Source organism: Bacillus sp. SORGH_AS_0510, from assembly GCF_030818775.1.
Lineage (GTDB): Bacteria > Bacillota > Bacilli > Bacillales > Cytobacillaceae > Neobacillus.
Genome location: NZ_JAUTAU010000001.1, coordinates 2,680,977 through 2,702,502 on the forward strand (window position 1 = coordinate 2,680,977; position 21,526 = coordinate 2,702,502).

Annotated in this window: 22 protein-coding genes; 6 read left to right on the forward strand and 16 right to left on the reverse strand. The window is 38.3% G+C overall.

Annotated features, from left to right (window positions below; translation table 11 throughout):
- Positions 1–159: 159 nt before the first annotated feature.
- From tlp to mtnA, 6 genes are all read right to left on the reverse strand, one after another.
- Positions 160–390 (reverse strand): small acid-soluble spore protein Tlp, encoded by a 231-nt coding sequence (gene tlp, locus QE429_RS13805; RefSeq protein WP_307287687.1) that lies wholly within the window; start codon positions 388–390, stop codon positions 160–162.
- 136 nt (positions 391–526) lie between these two features.
- The gene (locus QE429_RS13810; protein ID WP_335527850.1) at positions 527–667 is read right to left on the reverse strand and encodes an acid-soluble spore protein N; all 141 of its coding nucleotides are present in this window, start codon (positions 665–667) and stop codon (positions 527–529) included.
- 68 nt (positions 668–735) lie between these two features.
- Entirely contained in the window at positions 736–867 is a 132-nt protein-coding gene (locus tag QE429_RS13815) for an FbpB family small basic protein (protein ID WP_307287691.1), read from the reverse strand.
- A 156-nt stretch (positions 868–1,023) separates the two neighbouring features.
- On the reverse strand, positions 1,024–1,560 hold the full coding sequence (locus QE429_RS13820) for a redoxin domain-containing protein (protein WP_307287693.1): 537 nt from the start codon (positions 1,558–1,560) through the stop codon (positions 1,024–1,026).
- Positions 1,561–1,713: 153 nt separating this feature from the next.
- Complete coding sequence (locus tag QE429_RS13825) at positions 1,714–2,508, reverse strand: class II aldolase/adducin family protein (protein WP_307287694.1); 795 nt, start codon at positions 2,506–2,508, stop codon at positions 1,714–1,716.
- A gap of 24 nt (positions 2,509–2,532) precedes the next feature.
- Positions 2,533–3,579 carry an S-methyl-5-thioribose-1-phosphate isomerase gene (mtnA, locus tag QE429_RS13830; protein WP_307287695.1) on the reverse strand — a complete coding sequence of 349 codons (1,047 nt, stop codon included), beginning with the start codon at positions 3,577–3,579 and terminating at the stop codon, positions 2,533–2,535.
- A gap of 181 nt (positions 3,580–3,760) precedes the next feature.
- Here mtnA and QE429_RS13835 point away from each other — a divergent pair, with 181 nt between their 5' ends.
- Positions 3,761–4,795, forward strand: a complete 1,035-nt coding sequence (locus QE429_RS13835) for an NAD-dependent epimerase/dehydratase family protein (RefSeq protein ID WP_307287696.1) — start codon at positions 3,761–3,763, stop codon at positions 4,793–4,795.
- An 85-nt stretch (positions 4,796–4,880) separates the two neighbouring features.
- On the opposite strand, the gene abc-f is transcribed toward QE429_RS13835, so the two are convergent.
- The 3 genes from abc-f to acnA form a co-directional block, all read right to left on the reverse strand.
- Positions 4,881–6,596, reverse strand: coding sequence for a ribosomal protection-like ABC-F family protein (abc-f, locus tag QE429_RS13840; RefSeq protein WP_307287697.1), 1,716 nt, complete (start codon positions 6,594–6,596; stop codon positions 4,881–4,883).
- A gap of 263 nt (positions 6,597–6,859) precedes the next feature.
- A complete protein-coding gene (locus tag QE429_RS13845) occupies positions 6,860–7,819 on the reverse strand; it encodes a phosphotransferase enzyme family protein (protein WP_307287698.1) in 960 nt (319 codons plus the stop codon).
- A 62-nt stretch (positions 7,820–7,881) separates the two neighbouring features.
- Positions 7,882–10,587, reverse strand: a complete 2,706-nt coding sequence (gene acnA / locus QE429_RS13850) for an aconitate hydratase AcnA (RefSeq protein ID WP_307287700.1) — start codon at positions 10,585–10,587, stop codon at positions 7,882–7,884.
- Between the two features lie 333 nt (positions 10,588–10,920).
- Here acnA and sspO point away from each other — a divergent pair, with 333 nt between their 5' ends.
- Positions 10,921–11,073 carry a small acid-soluble spore protein O gene (sspO, locus tag QE429_RS13855; protein ID WP_307287702.1) on the forward strand — a complete coding sequence of 51 codons (153 nt, stop codon included), beginning with the start codon at positions 10,921–10,923 and terminating at the stop codon, positions 11,071–11,073.
- Between the two features lie 57 nt (positions 11,074–11,130).
- Here sspO and QE429_RS13860 read toward each other — a convergent pair whose 3' ends face one another.
- Positions 11,131–11,400 (reverse strand): hypothetical protein, encoded by a 270-nt coding sequence (locus tag QE429_RS13860; RefSeq protein ID WP_307290814.1) that lies wholly within the window; start codon positions 11,398–11,400, stop codon positions 11,131–11,133.
- A 113-nt stretch (positions 11,401–11,513) separates the two neighbouring features.
- Between QE429_RS13860 and QE429_RS13865 the strand changes: the two genes are divergently transcribed.
- Entirely contained in the window at positions 11,514–11,651 is a 138-nt protein-coding gene (locus QE429_RS13865) for a small acid-soluble spore protein P (protein WP_024026873.1), read from the forward strand.
- A gap of 21 nt (positions 11,652–11,672) precedes the next feature.
- Here the strand turns inward: QE429_RS13865 and selA are convergent, their stop codons facing one another.
- On the reverse strand, positions 11,673–13,088 hold the full coding sequence (gene selA / locus QE429_RS13870) for an L-seryl-tRNA(Sec) selenium transferase (RefSeq protein ID WP_307287704.1): 1,416 nt from the start codon (positions 13,086–13,088) through the stop codon (positions 11,673–11,675).
- 103 nt (positions 13,089–13,191) lie between these two features.
- Here selA and QE429_RS13875 point away from each other — a divergent pair, with 103 nt between their 5' ends.
- Positions 13,192–13,590 carry an Hsp20/alpha crystallin family protein gene (locus QE429_RS13875; protein WP_307287705.1) on the forward strand — a complete coding sequence of 133 codons (399 nt, stop codon included), beginning with the start codon at positions 13,192–13,194 and terminating at the stop codon, positions 13,588–13,590.
- A 100-nt stretch (positions 13,591–13,690) separates the two neighbouring features.
- Here QE429_RS13875 and QE429_RS13880 read toward each other — a convergent pair whose 3' ends face one another.
- Positions 13,691–13,930 (reverse strand): Rdx family protein, encoded by a 240-nt coding sequence (locus QE429_RS13880; RefSeq protein WP_373463200.1) that lies wholly within the window; start codon positions 13,928–13,930, stop codon positions 13,691–13,693.
- Positions 13,931–14,065: 135 nt separating this feature from the next.
- On the opposite strand from QE429_RS13880, the gene selD reads away from it, so the two are divergent.
- Positions 14,066–15,124: a selenide, water dikinase SelD gene (selD, locus tag QE429_RS13885; protein WP_373463201.1), complete on the forward strand. Its 1,059-nt coding sequence runs from the start codon at positions 14,066–14,068 to the stop codon at positions 15,122–15,124.
- A gap of 204 nt (positions 15,125–15,328) precedes the next feature.
- On the opposite strand, the gene QE429_RS13890 is transcribed toward selD, so the two are convergent.
- Together QE429_RS13890 and QE429_RS13895 are read right to left on the reverse strand one after the other, a co-directional pair.
- On the reverse strand, positions 15,329–16,273 hold the full coding sequence (locus QE429_RS13890; protein ID WP_307287706.1) for an L-threonine 3-dehydrogenase: 945 nt from the start codon (positions 16,271–16,273) through the stop codon (positions 15,329–15,331).
- Positions 16,274–16,367: 94 nt separating this feature from the next.
- Positions 16,368–17,558 carry a glycine C-acetyltransferase gene (locus QE429_RS13895; RefSeq protein WP_307287708.1) on the reverse strand — a complete coding sequence of 397 codons (1,191 nt, stop codon included), beginning with the start codon at positions 17,556–17,558 and terminating at the stop codon, positions 16,368–16,370.
- Positions 17,559–17,880: 322 nt separating this feature from the next.
- Here QE429_RS13895 and QE429_RS13900 point away from each other — a divergent pair, with 322 nt between their 5' ends.
- Positions 17,881–18,165, forward strand: a complete 285-nt coding sequence (locus QE429_RS13900) for a hypothetical protein (RefSeq protein ID WP_307287710.1) — start codon at positions 17,881–17,883, stop codon at positions 18,163–18,165.
- A 54-nt stretch (positions 18,166–18,219) separates the two neighbouring features.
- Here QE429_RS13900 and QE429_RS13905 read toward each other — a convergent pair whose 3' ends face one another.
- Together QE429_RS13905 and QE429_RS13910 are read right to left on the reverse strand one after the other, a co-directional pair.
- Positions 18,220–19,767, reverse strand: a complete 1,548-nt coding sequence (locus QE429_RS13905; protein WP_307287712.1) for an acyl-CoA carboxylase subunit beta — start codon at positions 19,765–19,767, stop codon at positions 18,220–18,222.
- Between the two features lie 10 nt (positions 19,768–19,777).
- On the reverse strand, positions 19,778–21,436 hold the full coding sequence (locus QE429_RS13910; protein WP_307287714.1) for a class I adenylate-forming enzyme family protein: 1,659 nt from the start codon (positions 21,434–21,436) through the stop codon (positions 19,778–19,780).
- Between the last annotated feature and the right edge of the window lie 90 nt (positions 21,437–21,526).

A 21,526-nucleotide genomic window follows, 5' to 3' on the forward strand; every position in this document is an offset into this window, starting at 1 on the left:
GTACATTTTATTTCTATTTGTTGATTGGCACGTTGTATCAAGATCATCACTTCTTTATAAAAATTTCCCCTCTATCTTACCACAATAAGACTAAGCAAAAGAAATATACTGTTTAAAAATAAGAACCTGTCCAATTGGAACAGGCTCTTTTTAGTAAAATTAGCTTTGTTGGTTATTTGCTTCATCCTTAATTTCGGAACGGAACGAGTCGATACTTTCACGTCTACGTTGGTTTTTTGCTTCAATTTGTTGACGCTGCTGCTCGCTATCTGCACATGCAAGCGACTCTTCAGCGGCTTCCATATTTTCAATTGTATTATGAATCATGGATTGAAGTTTCTCCACATTATCGCTACGGTCATCTGGATTAGGCTTATTATTATAGGCCACGTCTAATTCCTCCTTGAAGTGTATTTACTACAGATATAGTTTGTATCGGAAGACAGAAAATATCACAGAGAAAATAATGAAATTTTAAAGAGAAAAAAGGCCCGCTTAAGAAGTGGGCCTTTTCAATATATAAACATTATTCACCTTTAGTTTGAATTACCTGTGCATGTTTACCTGATGTATCATTCATCTTTTTACCTTTATTTCCACTAAAACCACGTGGTTGCGTTCCTACATGGTCTGGTTGAAAACGTTTCGTTTGATAACCTTTACCCATAGTCATAATCCCTCCTTGGTTACATTTTGCCCATGAGGATTACAAACCATGATTGGAAAACATTGAGATTACTCTGCTTTCCCGAGTCGTTTCTCTTCTAAGCGCTGTTCAATCTTTTCCATTGCAGCATGATCTTTCAAAAGCTGTGATTTATTTTCTAGTACAAGTTCTGCAAATGAGCGTTTTCTAGGTTTTCTCATTAGTATCACCTTCCTTATTTACTATTGTAACAGTTATTATGCCCGGAAACGGTTGTAATTATTACAACTTTTTGAAAATTTATTAAAAATGAAAAAGTTAATTTAATGTTTAAAGCACATAAAAAAGACACTGGATATCAACCAATGTCTTTTGTCTTATTTTAATTTTCGGGTAAAATCTTTCATTACATCAAGGGTCATAGATCCAGTAAATTTATTTTGAATTACCCCGTTTGTATCTATAAAATATGTGGTTGGTATGGATATTACTTGATAGGCCTCATTCACTTTGTCTTCAGCATCTAATAGGATAGGGAAAGTGATCTTGTTTTCATTAACAAATCCTTTGACATCCAACTGTGGATCGATGTTAACAGCCAAAATAACGATATCATCTCCTGCCAGCTTTGAGAATTGTTCCATTTCTGGCATTTCTGCTTTACATGGCGGGCACCAGGTTGCCCAGAAATTAAGCATAACCTTTTTACCTTTTAAGTCAGAGAGTTTGACGTTTTCTCCTGTTAGTGTTTTCAATTGAAAATCGGGTGCTTTGCCTCCAATAGCAAGCCCTTCTTTATTTGCAGTAGCCTGACTTGACGTTTCGGGTGCCTCTGTCTTTTTATCCATTGCTTGTACAATCGCTACGGTTAGGAGTGTAATTAAAACAACGGCAGCAATTATTTTCTTTATCATCCCCGATGCCTCCTTTTGTTCTTGATCTGCTACATCGATTTTACACTATAAACTCTGTTGAAACAAAACATGGGTTTGCCGAAATTGTGACAAATTCATATAGGTCAATTCATAAAATGCCATTGGAAAAAGCAAGCGTAAACCGCTTGCTGATTATTGATGTTTCTTTAATTCATCAAGGATGTTTTTTGTCACTTGGTCAACAATAAAATGAAGGTCCTGTTCGGATAAATTAGACCCTGTAGAAGAAATAATTTTCTTAGCATGAACATTCTCTTCAGTATCTACTCCAAGAGGCGAATTTCCTTTTATACCCATACTCGCTTTCATTTCAATTAACGTTTGGACATGTCTTTTGGACAACTCGCGATCTCCATCTAATTGCTTTGCAATCCAATTAATTTTTGCAGTAAATTCCATTGATTCCATAAGGTAATAGGCATGTTCGAGATTTCTACCCCAGGTTAATGCCCCGTGGTTTTCTAATAATACGCCTTGATGCTCATGTACATATTTTTTTACTGAATCAGGAACTTCCTCGGTTGAAGGTGTACCGTACTCTGCTACTGGTATTGTCCCGAGGTAAACTACAGCTTCCGGCATTATTGCCTGATTTAAAGGAATTCCTGCAATGGCAAAAGCAGTTGCATATGGTGGATGAACATGAACAACAGCATGAATGTCCGGCCGCTCACGATACACTAGCAAGTGCATTTTCATTTCAGATGTGGGTCTGTAATCTCCCTCTAATACTTCCCCGTTGGCATTTACCTTTATAATCATTTCGGGTGTCAAAAAGCCTTTACTGACACCGGTAGGCGTGATGAGGAATTCATCTTCAGAAAGGCGAATCGAAATGTTTCCGTCGTTCGCAGCTACAAACCCTTTTTCATAAATTCTTTTACCGATATCACAAATTTGCTTTTTATATTTAATTTCAGAAATCATATAAATACCCGCTTTCCACTTTTATCATTGAAAAAGTTTTGGAAGCTCTTCTTTGTAATTTCCTTTTAGTATACCCTTTTCAGTAATAATAGCAGTTACAAGTTCATGCGGCGTCACATCAAAGGCCGGATTAAACACCTTTACACCTTCTGGAGCAGTTCTTTTTCCAAAACCATGCGTAATTTCAGAGGCATCACGTTCCTCAATAGGGATTTCCTCGCCTGTTTTTGTATCTAAATCAACGGTTGAGAGTGGCGCAGCGACGTAGAACGGGATATTGTGTGCTTTCGCCAATAATGCCACACCATAGGTACCAATTTTATTCGCTACATCGCCATTTGCTGCTACTCGGTCACAGCCGACAATGACCGCTTGAACCCAGCCTTTTTGCATGACCATGGCCGCCATATTATCCGTAATTAAGGTAACATCAATCCCTGATTGCATTAACTCCCAAGCAGTTAGACGCGCACCCTGTAGCAATGGTCTTGTTTCATCTGCAAATACGTTTATATTCCAACCTTTTTCTTTTGCTAAATAAAGTGGAGCTAGAGCTGTTCCATATCTCGCTGTCGCAATTCCACCTGCGTTGCAATGTGTAAGAACGCCCATTCCATCATGCAACAGTGTCAAAGCATGTTCTCCAATGGTACGACAAACTTCTTCGTCCTCATTCCGTATTGTATGTGCTTCCTCTTCAAGAGAAGCCTTAATTTGGGCAACTGGATGATCTTTTTCTTTTAGTGCCCGCTCATCCATCCGCTTTAACGCCCAAAATAAATTGACTGCGGTTGGACGGGAAGTAGCTAGATAATCTGCTTGTTTCTTAAAATAAGTATAAAAGTCCTCAAAAGAATTCTCAGGCGCATCTTTTGTTCCTACTACTAATCCGTAAGCAGCGGCTATTCCGATAGCGGGTGCACCACGAACCTTTAATTGCTTAATGGCATCCCATGCATCTTCAATTTTAGTGATCTCTAAAAATTCTGTTACACTTGGAATTTTAGTTTGATCTAATATTTTTAATATCCCATTATCATAAGACACAGATTGTAAAAAAGTGTGCTCCATTTGCTACATCTCCTCATAGTTCACTCAGAAGTAATTATTTTTATAAGTGTGACTTCTACCATTGTAATTTTAACAATATTCATGACATATGCAATACTTTCATTTTTAAAAATTGGAATTCTTAATATTAACGGAATAATATGAAATTTTAGTAAGATGTAAATGAGAGGAGAGGATTGGATTGAAAATTTTAGTTTTAGGCGGAAGTCGGTTTTTAGGGCGGGCGTTTGTCGAAGAAGCGCTATCTCAAAATCATGAAATAACGATATTTAATCGCGGGAATCAAAATGCCTGTCTAAAGGATGTTGAAATCCTTACTGGTGATCGTTTTGGCGATTTGAATGAACTGGAAAATCGTTATTGGGATACGGTTTTGGATACTAGTGGTTTTATTCCATATACCATAAAAAATAGTACAGAGTTACTTAAAGATCGGGTGAACCACTATACTTTTATTTCTAGTATATCTGTTTATCAAGACTGGGTCCCTGAAAATCTAGATGAAACCTATCCTGTATTAGACATATCGTTGGAAAAGGCAAATGAGCTATCAAAGGATGTGGACGGTCCAATATATGAATATTACGGACATTTTAAAGCATTAGGTGAGAAAATTGTAGAAGAGAATTTTCCTGGAAAGTACTTAAATGTCCGAGCTGGCCAATTAATTGGTCCGAATGACTATACAGATCGTATTCCATATTGGGTACATAGAGTGGCTATGGGTGGGAAAGTTTTAGTCCCTGGAAGTCCAAATCGTCGTATTCAACTGATTGACAACAAAGATATCTCACTGTGGATATTAAACATGATGACCTCTTGTTCAACGGGAACGTTTAATGCAACAGGACCTAATTATCCTCTCACGATGGAACAATTCATAGATGCATGCATTAGGGTGACTGGTGCTGATGCTGAAATAGTTTGGGTGAATGAGGAATTCCTACTTGATCATAAGGTTGCACCCTGGACAGAGATGCCTCTATGGGTGCCTGAAAATTCCCCGCTATCTCCTGAATTAGAAAAGCCATGGAAGGGTGCTTTTTCAATTAATATTGATAAAGCGGTGCAAAGTGGACTTACTTTCAGGAAAATGGACGAAAGTTTAACTGAAATATACGAGTGGGAAAAGACAAGAAGTTTGCGCGAAGATGAATGGAAATCGGGTATGCGAGCAGAAAGAGAGAAAGAGCTTCTCACATTATTGAAAAAATGAAGGTACTCAAATAAAAATGTAATCTTCGCAAATAAACTTTAAATAAACCACAAAGAGAGCAAATAGTTTTGCTCTCTTTGTGGTTTTAGCTGATTAAATTCCTTTTTTGCTGCAGAAGTTGCTTAAATTCTTGATCTAAAACAAGATATTTCGGGTCTTTTTGACCAATAGTGGATAATTCCCCCAAAATAGAAGCTATTCTATTTTCGATAATTAAGAGCTCTTCCTTCGAACTTTGTACATCTTTATTATCTTTATTCAAATATTCCTCAGGCTTCATTTCCACTCGTTTGATCTGCTGTTCCTCGAACACTAGCAATCGGTCACACAGTTTATTTAGGAAATAATAATCATGTGATACCGTAATAATCGTACCTGCAAATTCAGTTAATGTCCGTTCAAGCTGTTCCCTACTTGGTAAGTCCAAATGATTGGTTGGTTCATCTAGTATTAGCACATCGTATTCCTTCATTAACATCTCAACAAGTTTGACCCTGGTCCGTTCTCCTAAACTTAATGTGGCTATGGGCTTTGTAATCAAAGCTTCCGTCAACCCTAAATTGGCCAGCATAGTTCTAGCCTTAAGAATGCTTTCTCTATCTGTAAAACCGAGTGCCTCAATCACCGTTTTGTCAATTGGCAAGTCGTCTACATCCTGGCTCATATAGGCTACTTTTATAGTGTCACTCCTCCACAGTTCACCATCTGACACGTGTTCTTGATTTAAAAGCATCCTTAGTAAAGTTGACTTCCCACAGCCATTTTCACCTAATAGTCCAATGCGGTCCCCGTGATTAATGTAAAAATTAGTGGATTGAAAAAGAGTCCTATCTGAATAAACTTTTGTTAGCTTTTTAGCTTCAATTATTCGCTTCCCTCTTTTCCCACTATTTTCAAATTGGAATTTAACGGCAGTTTCTTCCACGGGTTTATCAATCTTATTTTTCTCGAGTTCATTTTGCAGCCGTTTCATTTTTGATTTAACTTGTGTATCTCTTTTTTTTGCTTTAGCCCGGTGATACTCTTTATATCCGTAATCTCTGCTTTGTTTGGTCGAAGTTTGGTGAGCTTTATCAGACCAGGCTTTTAACTGGTCCATTTGCTTTTCAACTAGATCAATTTGGCGTTGCTGGACTTGATATTGGTGTTGGTGGTTCTCCCTGCGTTTTTGTTTTTCCTTACGGTAGCTGCTATAGTTCCCATTGTAAAAGTCAATCTTACTATTTTCTAATTCAAATATACGGTTAACTGTTCTGTCTAAAAAATGTCGATCATGGGAAATAATCAAAACAGGACCATGGAATTTTTCTAATTCTGACACCAGCCACTCAATCCCTTTAAAATCTAAATGGTTAGTTGGTTCATCTAGTATTAAGAAATCTGGTTTAGAGGACCAAATCATAGATAAGGCAAGTTTTAGCTTTTCCCCTCCGCTAAGGTGGGATAGGCGTGTTTCCTCCCAATCATAGACCTTCTTCAGACCTAGCTCTTTTGCATGCTGTAACAACTCAATATTCGAACTAGCGAATAGCGACTGATGAAAATCATTTATTTCATAATCAATGGATTGGGAAAGGTAGCCAATTCGTAGATCTGTTCGCTTTTCGATGTGCCCGTTATCAGGTAGTATTTTTCCGAAAAGAATATTTGCCAAGGTTGTTTTTCCGGTGCCGTTATAGCCTACAAGACCAATCCTTTCCCCGTTTTTAATTTCAAATTGGATCTGATCTAATACCTTTCGTAACTGAAAACTTTTATCTAAACCTGTAACTTTTAGTAGCGTTTTTTGATTTGTAAACATAAAAAAACTCCCTTCAATGAACCTGAAAGAGAGATTTATGTCAAGTAATGGTCATGAGTTCCCGTATAAACGAGACAACAAATAAACCTGTCAAAGGTTTAAGAGTTACACATGTACGTTCAGGACATAAAAAAGGACAGACTAATCCTATTCTTCAGGTTCAACATTTTTCGTTATTCGAATCATGCTCTGAAAAATAAGATTATAACTTCATCGGCCCAAATTCATTCCTTTACATTTTGATACATATATTGTATTTAATATTACTTAAAGTTGTCAATCAATTCCTTAAAATTGACATTAGAATATGGGATTTGATCCTCTATTCTATACTTCAAATCTTCGAGCGTATAGACTTGCCAATCCACCAGGCTGTCTAAATCCCACTTCTCTAAAAATAACATATATAAAAATATCTCTCTTATTTTCAAGAAAGTAGGAATTTGTTCCAGCATTTCTATGTCTATCGTATGTTCCTCATAATACCCTTTCAAAAAATGATGCCAAAAATTCTTACTAAAATCCGTTTGTTCTGGTGTAAAGGATGACGCCTGCCAGTAAGCATGATAAAAGGAAACAGCCAAATCATAGGCATACCAATGATAGGCACAGTCATCGAAATCAAAAATAGTGATTCTTCTGTCCTTTACGAAAAAATTACCTTGATGAAAATCATTATGGATAAGCCCAAACAAATGGGAATCTTGCTGGAAGTCTCTTAATTTATCCAAAAGTTCAGTGTATCGCTCTTTAATGAGATTGGATTCAATTTTTGGAAGAAGATCAAGAAGATCGGGCTCCTCTTTTGTCCACTTAGGCCTATCAAGCTGTATTCGCTGTGAAGCCTTATGCATCCTGCCGATTTGTTTTCCCCAATTATAAAATACATCACTATTCCATACATTTGCATCCGTAACATCCACAGGCACACCTTGGGCTTTTTCAAAGGCAACCACAAAAAAATGGTCCACTGATTCAATCAAAAGGTTATATTTAGAAGGAACTGGACGTGAGACGGATACTTCTTCTTTTTCTAGAGCTGCAATAAACTTTAATTCATTTTCTAGTGCAGAGAGACTCTTCCTATTTCGATTGGAAACTCTTAATATATATTCTTTTCCATCTTTGTAATAGGTATATACAGAATTTTGGAATCCGCTAGTGATGGGGATAAGCTCTTCAGGTGCAAGGTCATACCTTGCAGCAATTTGATGTATACTCATTAATCTTCCTTTCGTTAAAAAACACCATGCAAATCTGCATGGTGTTTTTCTTGAGAACTAATTTAAGCTTGTAATTTCTCACGTAGAACCATTTGTAGAATACCACCGTGACGATAGTAGTCAATTTCAACTTCAGAATCGAAACGAACAAGAACTTCAAACTCTTTCTTGTTGCCAGCTTCGTCTGTAGCTGTAACTTTTACAAGATCACGTGGTCTTACATTTTCGTCTACTTGTACTTCGAATGTTTCTTTACCAGTTAATCCAAGTGTTTCAGCGCTATCGCCATCTTTGAATTGAAGTGGAAGCACACCCATTAATACAAGGTTAGAACGGTGGATACGCTCAAAGCTTTCTGCAAGAACAGTTTTAATACCTAAAAGGTTTGTTCCTTTAGCAGCCCAGTCACGAGATGAGCCCATTCCGTAATCTTTACCAGCAAGAACCATTAGGCCGGTACCGTTTTCTTTGTACTTCATGCATGCATCGTAGATAGAAGTAACTTCGCCTGTTGGCCAGTAAGTAGTGAATCCGCCTTCTGTACCAGGTGCGATTTGGTTACGAATACGAATGTTTGCAAACGTTCCGCGCATCATAACTTCGTGGTTACCACGGCGAGAACCGTAAGAGTTAAAGTCACGAGGCTGTACGCCTTTTTCTAATAAATATTTACCAGCTGGAGTATTTTTACCAATAGCTCCTGCTGGTGAAATGTGGTCAGTTGTTACAGAGTCGCCAAACTTACCAACTACACGAAGTCCTGCTAAAGGTTCAACTGTACCAGGTTCTGGTGATAGACCTTCAAAGAACGGCGGGTTAGCAATATAAGTAGAATCTTCATCCCAAGTATATAATGGCTCATTGCTCGTTTTGATTTCGTTCCAACGCTCGTTATCACCGAATACATTCTCGTATTCTCTACGGAATAATTCAGGAGTTACCGTACGTTTTACTACATCATTTACTTCTGCAGTGGATGGCCAGATATCTTTGAAGAATACATCATTGCCGTCTTTATCTTTACCAATTGCTTCATTAGCGAAGTCAATGTTTACTGTTCCAGCAAGGGCATAGGCTACCACTAGTGGTGGTGATGCAAGATAGTTAGCTTTTACAAGCGGGTGAATACGTCCTTCAAAGTTACGGTTACCTGAAAGAACAGAAGTAACTAAAAGATCGTTTTCAGCGATTGTTTTTTCGATTTCTTCTTTTAATGGACCGGAGTTACCGATACATGTTGTACAGCCGTAACCAACAAGGTTGAAGCCGATTTGTTCTAAATATGGAAGTAATCCAGAATCACGAAGGTATCCAGTTACAACCTTTGAACCAGGTGCTAAAGAAGTTTTTACAAACTTAGGAACTTCCATTCCAAGTTCAACGGCCTTCTTCGCAACAAGACCTGCCCCAACAAGAACGTAAGGGTTTGAAGTATTTGTACAGCTAGTGATAGATGCGATCGCAACAGCACCTGTTTTGATGGCAGCTTCCTCACCGTTATTGAATTTAATTGTTGCTTCTTTAGCAAGTTCGTCAGCTTGTAAGCCGAAGCCCTGGTTTCCTTGTGGTGCAGAAACCGCTTTAGTGAACTCTTCTTTCATTTTTGAAAGTGGAATTAGATCTTGTGGACGCTTAGGTCCAGAAAGATTTGCTTCGATCACAGAAAGATCAATTTCTACTACATTTGTATAAACTGGCTCTTCTGAAGGATTGAAGAATAAGCCGTTTTCTTTGCAATATTGTTCAACAACTTGAATTTGCTCTTCGTCACGGCCAGTTAAGCGCATGTATTCTAAAGATTCACCATCAATAGCGAAGAATCCACAAGTTGCACCATATTCAGGTGCCATGTTAGCAATCGTAGCACGGTCAGCAAGTGGTAATACAGATACCCCAGGTCCGAAGAACTCTACGAATTTACCAACTACACCTTGGCTACGAAGTACTTGGGTTACTTTTAATGCTAAGTCAGTTGCAGTAGCTCCGTTTGGAAGCTCTCCAGTTAACTTAACCCCGACTACTTCAGGAACTGGGAAGTATGAAGGCTGTCCAAGCATTCCGGCTTCTGCTTCAATACCACCTACGCCCCATCCAAGTACACCAAGACCGTTAATCATAGTAGTATGTGAGTCAGTTCCAACTAATGTGTCAGGATATGCTTCTAGTTCGCCGTCAGTTTCAGAAACGTGAACAACGTCAGCTAAGTATTCAAGGTTTACTTGGTGTACGATACCAGTTGCTGGTGGAACCGCACGGTAGTTGTTGAATGATTTTTGAGCCCAGCTTAAGAACTGGTAGCGCTCTGCGTTACGCTCAAATTCTAGATCCATATTTACCTTTAATGAATCAGCAGAACCATAAGCATCAACTTGTACAGAGTGGTCAATAACAAGATCAACCGTTTTTTCAGGATTGATTTTGTCTGGATCTCCACCAAGGTCAGCCATTGCTTTTCTTAAAGAAGCAAGGTCAACTACTGCTGGTACACCTGTAAAGTCTTGTAGGATTACACGTGAAGGCTTAAATGGTACATCTACCTCTTTAAGTTCAGCTGTTCCCCATTTTGCTAAGTTTTCAACATGCTCTTTTGTGATTACACGGCCATCATATTGGCGTAAAACAGATTCAAGTAATACTTTTACAGAATAAGGCAATTTGGATACATTACCAATGCCTGCTTCTTCCAATGCTGCTAAACGGTAATAGTGGTAGCGTTTGCCGTTTACTTCAAAGGAAGAACGCGCGTTAAATACATCATTTTTTACCAAGTGTAAAAACCCCCTCGTTCGTCATAATAATACAATTTTAACGAAAAGTCGAAAAGTTTGAATTTTCCCATCCATCTTCACTTTTCTCACAATTCTAATCTTAATACAACCTTTTACATAAGTAAATAACAAGAAAGTTATTGTGATTGATAAGTTTTTCTTATATTTTTTTATGTATTTTGTTCGGAATATTTCGAAAATGTTATTAAGCACACGCGAAAACGGTTACAGGAAAAATAAAAACTTCTCGCTAATATTATCGCAAAAAACCAATTACTTGTCATTTTTGAAGGTTTAAAGGAAATAGTAAAAATATCAGGAGGTGAATGTTAGATGGCAAAGCGCAAATCAAACCATGTAATTCCTGGCGCAAACGCTGCTAAGGGACAAGGGAATGGTGCCGGATTTAATGAGGAATTGGCTAGTGAACAAGGGTTAAGTGTGAAGGAAAAGATGAACAATAAAAAACGTAAGAAAAACCAATAAAAAAAGAGGCATTCCCACTTACAAAAGTGGGAATGCCTCTTTTTTGGTTGTATTTCGCTATTCAGTCTGATTTACTTCTGCAACAATGCTTTGTAAATCTTGCTGGAATCTTTCTAATTGAGCACGTTGGTGTTCTGAGGCTACCTCAAGAGCGTTCTCAATTTGCTGGTAGGCTTCGTTGACTTCGTTTTTTAGGTGTTTTAATTGATGGCCATAATTGGCACTATCATTGACGATTTGATTAAAAAATCCTTGTACTTCTTCATATCCTTGCTGTGCTGCTTGAAATGCCTGTTGTTTGTCCTTGTTGTAAGGATATTTTTCCATTGTTTTTTTCACACTCCTTCATTTTGTTTACCGTTAAATTGCACAGAACAACAAAATTTATTCAGCATAAAAAGACTTAATCACTGCATCCTAACAATTAGGAGGGATGATAAATGAACAAAAACGATGGCAAAGATATGAGAAAAAATGCTCCAAAACAATCGGGACAGCCTGAACCATTGAGCGGTTCTCATAAAGTAAAGAACCGTAATCATACCCGAGCAAAGCATAATTCACATCATGATATGTAACTCAATACAATAGACCCCTCTTTATGAGGGGTCCATATTTACTAAAGCATTTATTAAATTGATTTCTTCTTCGTTTGAAACGGTTCTAAGGTCGATGATAAACTCATCTTTATGAATCCGTCCAACAATGGCTGGCTTCGTTTCCGTTCTTAATTTTTTTGCTAGCTGTTCGGCAGTATATGAATTATGCTGTAGCGCAATTACCATGGTAGGTAACTCAACATCAGGCATGGTCCCCCCGCCTACTTGACTTGTGTCTTTATAAATTTTTGTCTGATAGCTATTTGTCCCTTGTAACAATCTTGTAACAAAAGAATGGCATCTTTCGTCTAATTCATTAATAGATACTAATAAATCACGAATGACAGGTATATTTTTTACAGCATTTTCACCACGGGCGTAATCAATAAGTGTTCCTTCAAGCGCGGCTAATGTCATCTTATCCACACGAACAACCCGAGCAAGCTGGTGCTTCTTTAATCTATCGATGATTTTTTTTCTGCCAGCAATAATACCTGCTTGTGGGCCGCCAAGAAGCTTATCGCCGCTAAAGGTAACGAGATCTGCCCCCATTTCAATGACCTCTTTTACGACTGGTTCATCTCCAATTCCATGCTTTCTAAAGTCATACAAAGCTCCACTTCCTAAGTCTTCATAAAATAAGACATTTTCTTGTTTTTGAGTTAATTCAATAAGTGCATTTGATTCCACCGTTTTTGTAAATCCAATGACCTTAAAATTACTGGTGTGGACTTTCATAATAATGGCAGTATCAGGTGTAATTGCATCCGCGTAATCAAAAAGGTGAGTTTTATTGGTCGTTCCCACCTCTCTTAGAACGGCACCACTTTCCTCCATTATGGAAGAAATCCTAAACGATCCGCCTATTTCTACAAGCTGGCCTCTAGAAACAATCACTTCTTTATTTTTTGCTAAAGCTCTTAATACAAGATAGACAGCGGCAGCGTTATTATTAACAACCATGGCTGCCTCTGCACCAGTGATGTCCTTGATGAGCGCCTCGACGTGGCTATGGCGTGAGCCTCTTTCCCCTTCTTCTAACTTATACTCAAGATTGGAATAGTGGCGTGCGGTTTCAACGACATGATCCATGGCTGTTTCACTTAATCTCGCCCTGCCAAGATTGGTATGTAGGATGGTCCCAGTTGCATTGATTACTTGCTCTATTGTAAATGAATACTGCTGACCTACATTTTTCTCCAAAATTAAAAATAATTCTTCGATAAATATGTCTGTTCCAGGTAACCCCCCAGACCATTTCTCTTTTAAAATCGCAGACCTTATCTGGTCAAGTACTTCTTTTAATCGTTTGGTAAGCTGTGTAGAATCGATCTGGCTTTTATTAAGAAGCTCTAAAAATCTTTCATGAGTTTGAAGTTCATGTACTGCTGGAAGAGAGCGTAGTAAATGTTTCAACGAAAAAACTCCTTCATTCATCCATCTTTTGTCCCATTATATCATAGGGGTTTCACATTTTAAGGTCCATTGAATAAAATGAAACGAGCAAGGGGGTTTAAATATGACAAAAAAAAAACATTCTCAAAATCAATCCTTTGATTATGAATTAGTTGAGAAATGGTTGGAGAACTACTTCCTCGATCCTTTGACTTCTTTTGAAGATCAAAGTCAATTTCGTATTGACCTTTATGAAACTGAAACGGAATGGATCGTTGAGGCTTTGTTAAATGAGTATGATTCTTCGGAAATTAAAGTTTATATAGAGGAATGTAAGTTAAGTATTACTGCATCGAAGTACCCCCCTTCAAAGAGCCAATCCAAAAAGGTGCGGATGATTAACTTTCCATTCTTAGTGATAAAACAAGAGGTTTTGGCTTCTTTTACAAATGGGATTTTGGAGATCTTTATATCAAAGACAAAGAATGGCTTAGGAAAAAATAGATATATTACCTTGCCTTAGATTGTGAAAGAGGCAATATTTTTTGCAATTAAGTTAACATAATATTGTTACTGACAATAAATGAGGCTGAATCATCTTTTTGATTCAGCCTCTCTTCAAATTATTTAGATTCTATCAATTGAATCATCTCTTCGGTATCTGGGAAAAGACCTGTTTCAAGCTTAGAGTAAATCTTCTCACCGTTAAGTGTCACTTCAAAAGCCCCACCAGAGACCGGAATTAATTCAAGCTTTTGGATATTTCGATTAAAATGCGTAAATAGCTCTTCCGCGAAACTCGCGGCTTTTGGTGCGTAGTTTCATTGCATGCAAAATTCAACGACTACATGGTAGTTCTTCATCTTTGTAAACCTCCATATTTCCTCTATCTATATAGTAGAAACATTTTAACTCATTCCCAATACCATCGCAAATCTTTTGACTCTTTTAAGTGCGGTTTTTCTACCAAAGAGTTATACTATGAAATGGAGGTGGACATGTTGAGTGAACAAGAAAAAATTCGCCTGACCTCTTTATCAACTAAAGCTGGTTGAGGCTGCAAAATTGGTCCTGAGGACTTGGCGCAAGTTTTGCGTCTATTACCAAAACAAGAACCTGTTCCTGAACTATTGGTGGGTCTTGATACATCTGATGACGCCGGTGTTTATCAATTAACGGATTCCATCGCTCTTATACAGACCGTAGATTATTTTACCCCCATCGTGGATGACCCATATATGTTTGGTCAAATTACCGCTGCAAATGCATTAAGTGATGTTTATGCAATGGGTGGACAACCTAAAACAGTCTTAAATATTGTCGGTTACCCAATCAAAAAGCTTGGTGCAGAAATGCTTTCTGAGATTTTACGCGGGGCTGCTGATAAGGTAAAAGAAGCCGGCGCGATTACGGTTGGAGGCCATTCAATCGATGACCAAGAACCTAAATTCGGTCTATCGGTTACTGGTATTGTACATCCAGATAAAGTGTGGAAAAATGTCGGAGCTAAACCTGGTGACGTTCTTGTTTTAACGAAACCTATTGGTGTGGGTATTTTGACTACTGGAATTAAAAGAAGTGTAGTTACACCTGAGCAAGAACAAATCGTCACAGAAACGATGGCGATGTTAAACAAGACAGCTTCTGAAGTATTAACCAATTATCAGCCGCATTCCGTTACTGACGTTACTGGTTTCGGACTTTTAGGTCATGGCAGCGAGATGGCACGCGGAAGTGAAGTTAGTTTTGAAATCTCATTTAATCAGGTTCCTACACTAGAAGGTACTTTGCAGTTAGCGAAGGACGGTGTAGTCCCTGGTGGTTCTAAGTCAAATCATAAATGGTTAATCAATGATGTTGTTTATGAGGATGGCATTCTCCCTGAGGAGCAACTTATCCTTTGTGATGCCATTACTTCTGGCGGGCTACTTATCTCGATGAGTGAAGAAGAAGCGCAAGAATATGTGGATCAATTGCATTCTAAAGGACTGGCTCATGCGTCTATCATTGGGAGAGTGACCGAGAAAAAAGATAAACTGATATATGTCACTAGATAACAGCGGAGAATGTATGCTTCGCTGTTTTTTTATGTGTATAATTTCCTTATTATGGAAAAATGTCCAATGCATATGAAAAATGAGCCAATCATTCGAAAAAATGAGCCAATCCAACCTAAAAATAAGCCAATCCCACAAGAAAATGAGCCAATCCACTTCTTCATAAAAAAATCCTGAGCCCTCTTAGACTCAGGATTCTAACTATTACAGTTTTTGACGCAGTTTTTCAATCATGTCTTTTGTCATTTTGTCTAAATCATACTTATAAGTAAAGCCCCATTCGTTCTTAGCCGCTGTTGCATCAATTGAGTTTGGCCAACTATCGGCAATACTTTGACGAACTGGATCGACATTATATGAAATTTCGAAGCCAGGGATATACTTGGCAATACTTGCTGTAATTTCTTCAGGGTCAAAACTCATAGCTGTTACGTTAAATGAATTGCGGTGAATCAATTTAGAAGAATCTGCTTCCATTAGGTCAACAATTGCATTTAAGGCATCCGGCATATACATCATATCCATATATGTCCCTTTATCAATATAAGAAGTATATTTACCATTCTTAATGGCTTCGTAATAAATCTCTACCGCATAATCAGTTGTTCCTCCACCAGGAAGTGCTACATAAGAAATTAAACCTGGAAAACGTAAGCCGCGAGTATCCACACCGAACTTGTGGTAATAGTAGTCCGATAACAATTCTCCCGCCACTTTATTCACTCCATACATAGTGGTAGGTCGCATAATCGTGTCCTGTGGTGTACTGTCTTTAGGTGTCGTTGGACCAAAGGCTCCGATGGAACTTGGCGTAAAGAATTGAGCGTTTAACTCTCTAGCCGTTTCTAATGCATTCATTAGACCGCCCATATTCAAATTCCAAGCAAATACAGGTTTTGCTTCAGCTGTAGCTGAAAGTAAGGCAGCTAAATGCATGACTGTATCTACTTGGTATTTTTTTGCCGTCTCCACCATTTTGTTTAGATCGGTTACATCAACCGTTTCAAAAGGCCCGCTATTTGCTGCCTCGCTGTCATTCTTCTTTATATCTGTAGCAATTACATTATCTGCTCCATAAATCTCTCTAAGCTTTAAAGTTAATTCTGAACCAATTTGTCCTAAGGCACCTGTAATTAAAATCTTCTTCATTGTTTCTCCGTCCTCTTCACTTATGCTAAATAATTCAGTCTTACATTTATAGCTACGTCACGTTGTTTCTAAAGGTGACGTTCATACACAAAAATTAAATAACGCCCATTTCTTTACCAACTTTTTCATAGATGGCAATCGCTTGATCAAGCATTTCCTTTGTATGCGCCGCAGTAGGCATATTACGTACCCGTCCTGTTCCTTTTGGTACAGTAGGGAATACAATGGATTTTGCATATACCCCTTCTTCATTCAGACGTTTGCTGAATTGTTGGGTAAGTGCTTCGTCTCCAATGATACAAGGAGTAATAGGTGTTTCACTGTTACCAATATTAAATCCTAACTCTTTTAGACCTTTTTTTAGATAGTTTCCATTTTCCCAAAGCTTTTTGTTAAGCTCGGTACTTTCCATTAGAATTTCAATCGACTTCTTACTTGCAGCTACATCTGCGGGAGTAAGAGAAGTAGAAAATAAGAATGGACGGCTTCGTACCTTTAACCAGTCAATTAAATTTTTCTTTCCAGCTACGTAACCTCCAACGACACCAATGGCTTTAGATAGAGTTCCAATTTGGAAATCGATTTTATCAGAAAGTCCAAAGTGCTTTACTGTTCCGGCACCATCACCCAGTACTCCAGAACCATGTGCATCATCAACATATGTAATCAAATCAAACTCTTCGGCAATTTTCACGATTTCAGGTAGTAAGGCAACGTCCCCATCCATTGAGAACACACCGTCAGTAATGACCATGATTTTATTATAGAGTCCAGACTCTTTTGCCTCTTTTGCCTTTGCACGTAAGTCGTCCATGTCAGAGTGGTTAACACGAATAATTTTTGCTTTTGAAAGGCGGCAACCATCAATAATAGAGGCATGATTTAGTTCATCAGATAAAATGGCGTCATTTTTATCCATTACGGCAGAAATAGCTGCCATATTACAGTTAAAACCAGATTGGTAAGCAATCGCTGCTTCCGTGTGCTTAAATTCTGCTAATTTCTCTTCTAATTCAACATGAAGTTTAAGGGTTCCGTTGATTGTTCTAACCGCACCCGCTCCAACGCCATATTTTTCTATAGCATCTTCAGCTGCTTTTTTTAACCGTTCGTCGGTCGCTAAACCTAAATAATTATTGGAAGAAAGGTTAACTAGTTCTCTGCCGTTGATTTTAATAACAGGACCATTTGGGCTTTCAAGTGGGTCGATCACATTGTACAACCCTTTACCCTTTAGCTCCTCAAGGTTTTCATTTAAAAATTGCTCTAAAATCTTACTGGACATGTTCAATTCCCCCTAATTGCATTAGAAAGTAGTATTATTTTTCCTCTAGAAAACATTTGTCCGTCTCGAGTGGACAGTTGTTTGGATTTAAACAGCGTGATTAAAGGATTTATCCCCTATACTTTATCATAATTTTCTCGTGTTGTTCATATCTAGAGGACAAAAGTAAAAAATATTTTTTATTTTTTTTAGGATACCCTAACTAATAGGCCTTATTTCAAGAAATCTTCTTTTACTATTTTGTTCATTTTCAATATACACTCTTTACGTTATAATCATTAAATTAAACAAACTCTTTGTCTGTTACGAAAGGATGTCAACCTTGTCATTATTAGTTTCTTTAATTTATACCCTACTTGTCGGGACCGTGTTTATCTTTTTGTTTAAACTTGCCTATGAATTCTTTTATGGAGAAAATCAGGAAAAGCAAATTAGCAAGATACATAAATACTTTAGTAAAGAAAAGGTCAAAAAAATCGATCAGTTGGAACATCTACCAAAAAAATATACGATGTATCAAGTGATTACGAATAAAGAGACCAAGAAAATAAAAGTGAAACCTGGCTATAAAATTGTCAAAATGGTCTCAAAGGAGCAAAAAAAGTAGATTTAAGCTAATTTCTCACACAAAAAAGGAACCATTGGAGGTTCCTTTTTAACGTTATATTCCTGTTGGCCAGGTTGCCAGCAGTCGGTCACTTTTTTCCCGCTTAGTAGTAAGCAAGTACTCGAGGGATTGACAGAGAAATTTCCTTGTTTCACTTGGGTGGATGACGTCATCGATTAAATGTTTTGCCGCTGCTTTATAGGGTGAACTATCAAATGACCACAACTCTAACAGCTTCTTCCTTTCTTCTTTAGGATTTTCAGCAAATGCAAGTTCTCTGCCGAAAACCACGTTGACGCCAACCTCCGGTCCAGTAAAATTTATCTCTGCAGTCGGCCAGGCGACAACCAAATCTCCACCCATACCAGGACCACACATATTACCATAGGCTGCACCAATACTTTTTCTTATTACTACCGATATTTTAGGTACCGTTGAGAGAGCCAAAGCCTGATTCCAAACCATTATTTTGGTAGGCATCTTTGCTTTTTCCGCTTCACTGCTGATACGAAAACCAGGGGTATCGTGTAAAAAAATAAGCGGGATATGGTAAGAATCGCATAGACAAATAAATTCCGTTGTTTTTTGACATTCTTGTGGACCAGGTGCCCCAGCATAATGATAAGGCTGGTTCGCAACGATTCCAACACAATGTCCATTTAAATGAGCAAATGTGGTGATCAAGCCTCTACCAAATTTACGTTGATATTCAAAGGTAATTCCATCATCAACAATAACTTCGATGATTCTCTTCATATCATACACACGATTGCTCTGCTGAGGTAGAATCGTTAATACTTCTTCAACAGAGCGGTAAGGATCATCGTTCGTTTGTCTCATGTTTGGACGTTCCCCTGCATGTTGAGGCATATAGGAAAAATACGATTTTAACTGCTCTAAACACTCATCTTCAGTTGCACCATCTTCATCAATTTGACCTGTGAATCTATGATGAATGTCCACACCGCCAAGCTCATCAGGTGCTAACTTTTGGCCATTCGCAAGTTCAAGCATCCGCGGTCCAGCAATGGCCATGCATGTCCCTCGAAGTTGGGTGACAAAATCAGAGGATACCGCCGCCCAGGTCGGCCCGCCAAAACTGTCCCCTAAAATAGCTGTCATGGTCGGGACTTGGCGGTGGAGTGTAAGCAGTTCACGTGGAAATAATTTATCGCTGATCCCATCGGACCCCATTCCATCAGGCATCCTTAAGCCGCCGCCTTCATGCAGGGAAAAAATGGGTAGTCCATTCTTAATGGCAAACTCATGAATACTTCTTGATTTACGAATATGGACATTCCCTTCCGTACCCGCAAAAACAGTCTTATCCCCGGCCTGGATGATTGCAGGTCTTCCATTGACCTTTCCTACCCCAGCAATTAGACCATCACCATAGCTTTTATGTTCCGTCCCTTTAACATCCGAGGTGTTCAGCATCCCAAGTTCCATAAACGTTCCCGTGTCTACTAATTTATGAATTCTTTCCCTTGCAGTCATTAGCCCTCGACTATGTTGGGCAACTATTTTTTCTGTGCCTCCCCCTAGTTGAGCAGCTTCTTTTCTTGCCTGAAGGTCATCTGTAAGCTTCTTAATTATTTCCATCCTATCTCTCCTATTCTCCTCTCAATAACTTCCTAAGAACTTTCCCTGAAGTCGTAGAGGGAAGTTGATCAATAATCTCTACATACCGGGGATACTTATAGGAAGCCATGGTCTCTTTTGCCCAGCCAATAATATCATTAGGAGTAATACTGTTTTTTTCTGATTCTTTTAAGACAACAAATGCTTTAACCACTTCACCTTTTATGGGGTCAGGCACCCCAATTACCGCAGATTGACGGATGGCAGGATGAAGATTAAGCAAGGCTTCAACATCCTCTGGAAAAATACTGTATCCAGAACTTTTTATCATTTCTTTTATCCGGCCAAGAAAATATAAAAAGCCATCTTCGTCTAGGTATCCGATATCACCTGTATGAACCCATCCGTCTTTTAGAGTCTCCGCTGTTGCATCAGGTCTGTTCAAATACCCTTTAAATACACCAGGACTTTTTACAACAATTTCACCCTGTTTTCCGGCTGGCTGATCCTCACCTGTATCCAGGTCAACGATACGAATTTGAGTATCATAGATGGGAATCCCGCAAGAACCGTACTTAATTTTTTCAATTGGCATAAAGGTATCACATGTATGGGTCTCACTTAGACCGTAGGCTGCTTCGAATAGCGTACAGCCCTTTGTTATTACACGCCAACTTTCCGCTAGTTCTTTCGTTACTTGTACACCAAAGCTCGTTGCCAAATTGGTTCTTAAACTAGAAAGGTCTCTTTCCTTGATGGCAGGTATCTGCAAAATAGCCCAATTCATAGGGGCGACGCTATACCAATATGTGACTCTCTCCTTTTCAATTGCTTCCACAGTGGCAAGTGGATCAAATCGAGTGAAGAGAACACAAGGTCTACCTGTATATATAGGACTATTAAGCCCCATAACCATTCCAGCAATATGACATAACGGAGCACTTGCTAATAATACCTCCTTATCATCCATTCCATTTGCTTGCTGTGATGCAGCTGTTTTAAATAACGCATTACCATACGTTAACATGGCTCCTTTCGGTCTTCCGGTAGTGCCGGAGGTGAAGACCATTAATCCGATATCATTCCATAAATCAATTGGTTCTTTCGTTTCATAGGGAATCTCGGTCTTTAGAATTTCACAGAAATCATCTGAATCTGTCATCTGTTGTTGTTTTGGTATCAGGAGTTCCTCTGGAAACTTCCATTCAGGTTGTTGTGGCAGGAAATCATCATAGTTAGTGGTGACAACGAAGTGCAGTGGACGGGATTTTTCTTGCGCTTTTTTTACAAGGGAATAACCATCAGAACCAGTAATAATCCCTTCTATAGGGGCTTCTTCTAAATAATAAGCTAATTCATTCTCTTTAAACATAGGGTTCAATGGTACAACGATTCCGCCAAGTTTTTGAATGGCAAAATGAGCAATGATATACTGAGGACAGTTCTGTAAATAAAGGGCAACACAACTTCCTTTTTTAACTCCCTTCCTATGTAAATAGTGTGAGAAGAGATTTACATATTCCGAAAGTTTACTCCAAGTTATTCTCGTCCCATAGAAAATGTAGGCAGTTTCGTTTGGAATTTCTTTACTATGCTGTTCCAAATAATCAACTAACGTTTTTTCTCCTTGCAAATAAGTCAGTTTATCGGGTAACTGCTTCGGCCAATAGGGGCGAGTCTTCTCTACCATTTACATTCCTCCAATTAAAGAATAGGATGTTTTGAAAAATTACATGCTAACCGGTTAGTATTTTTAAAGAAAAGAAGACCCTTAAATGGA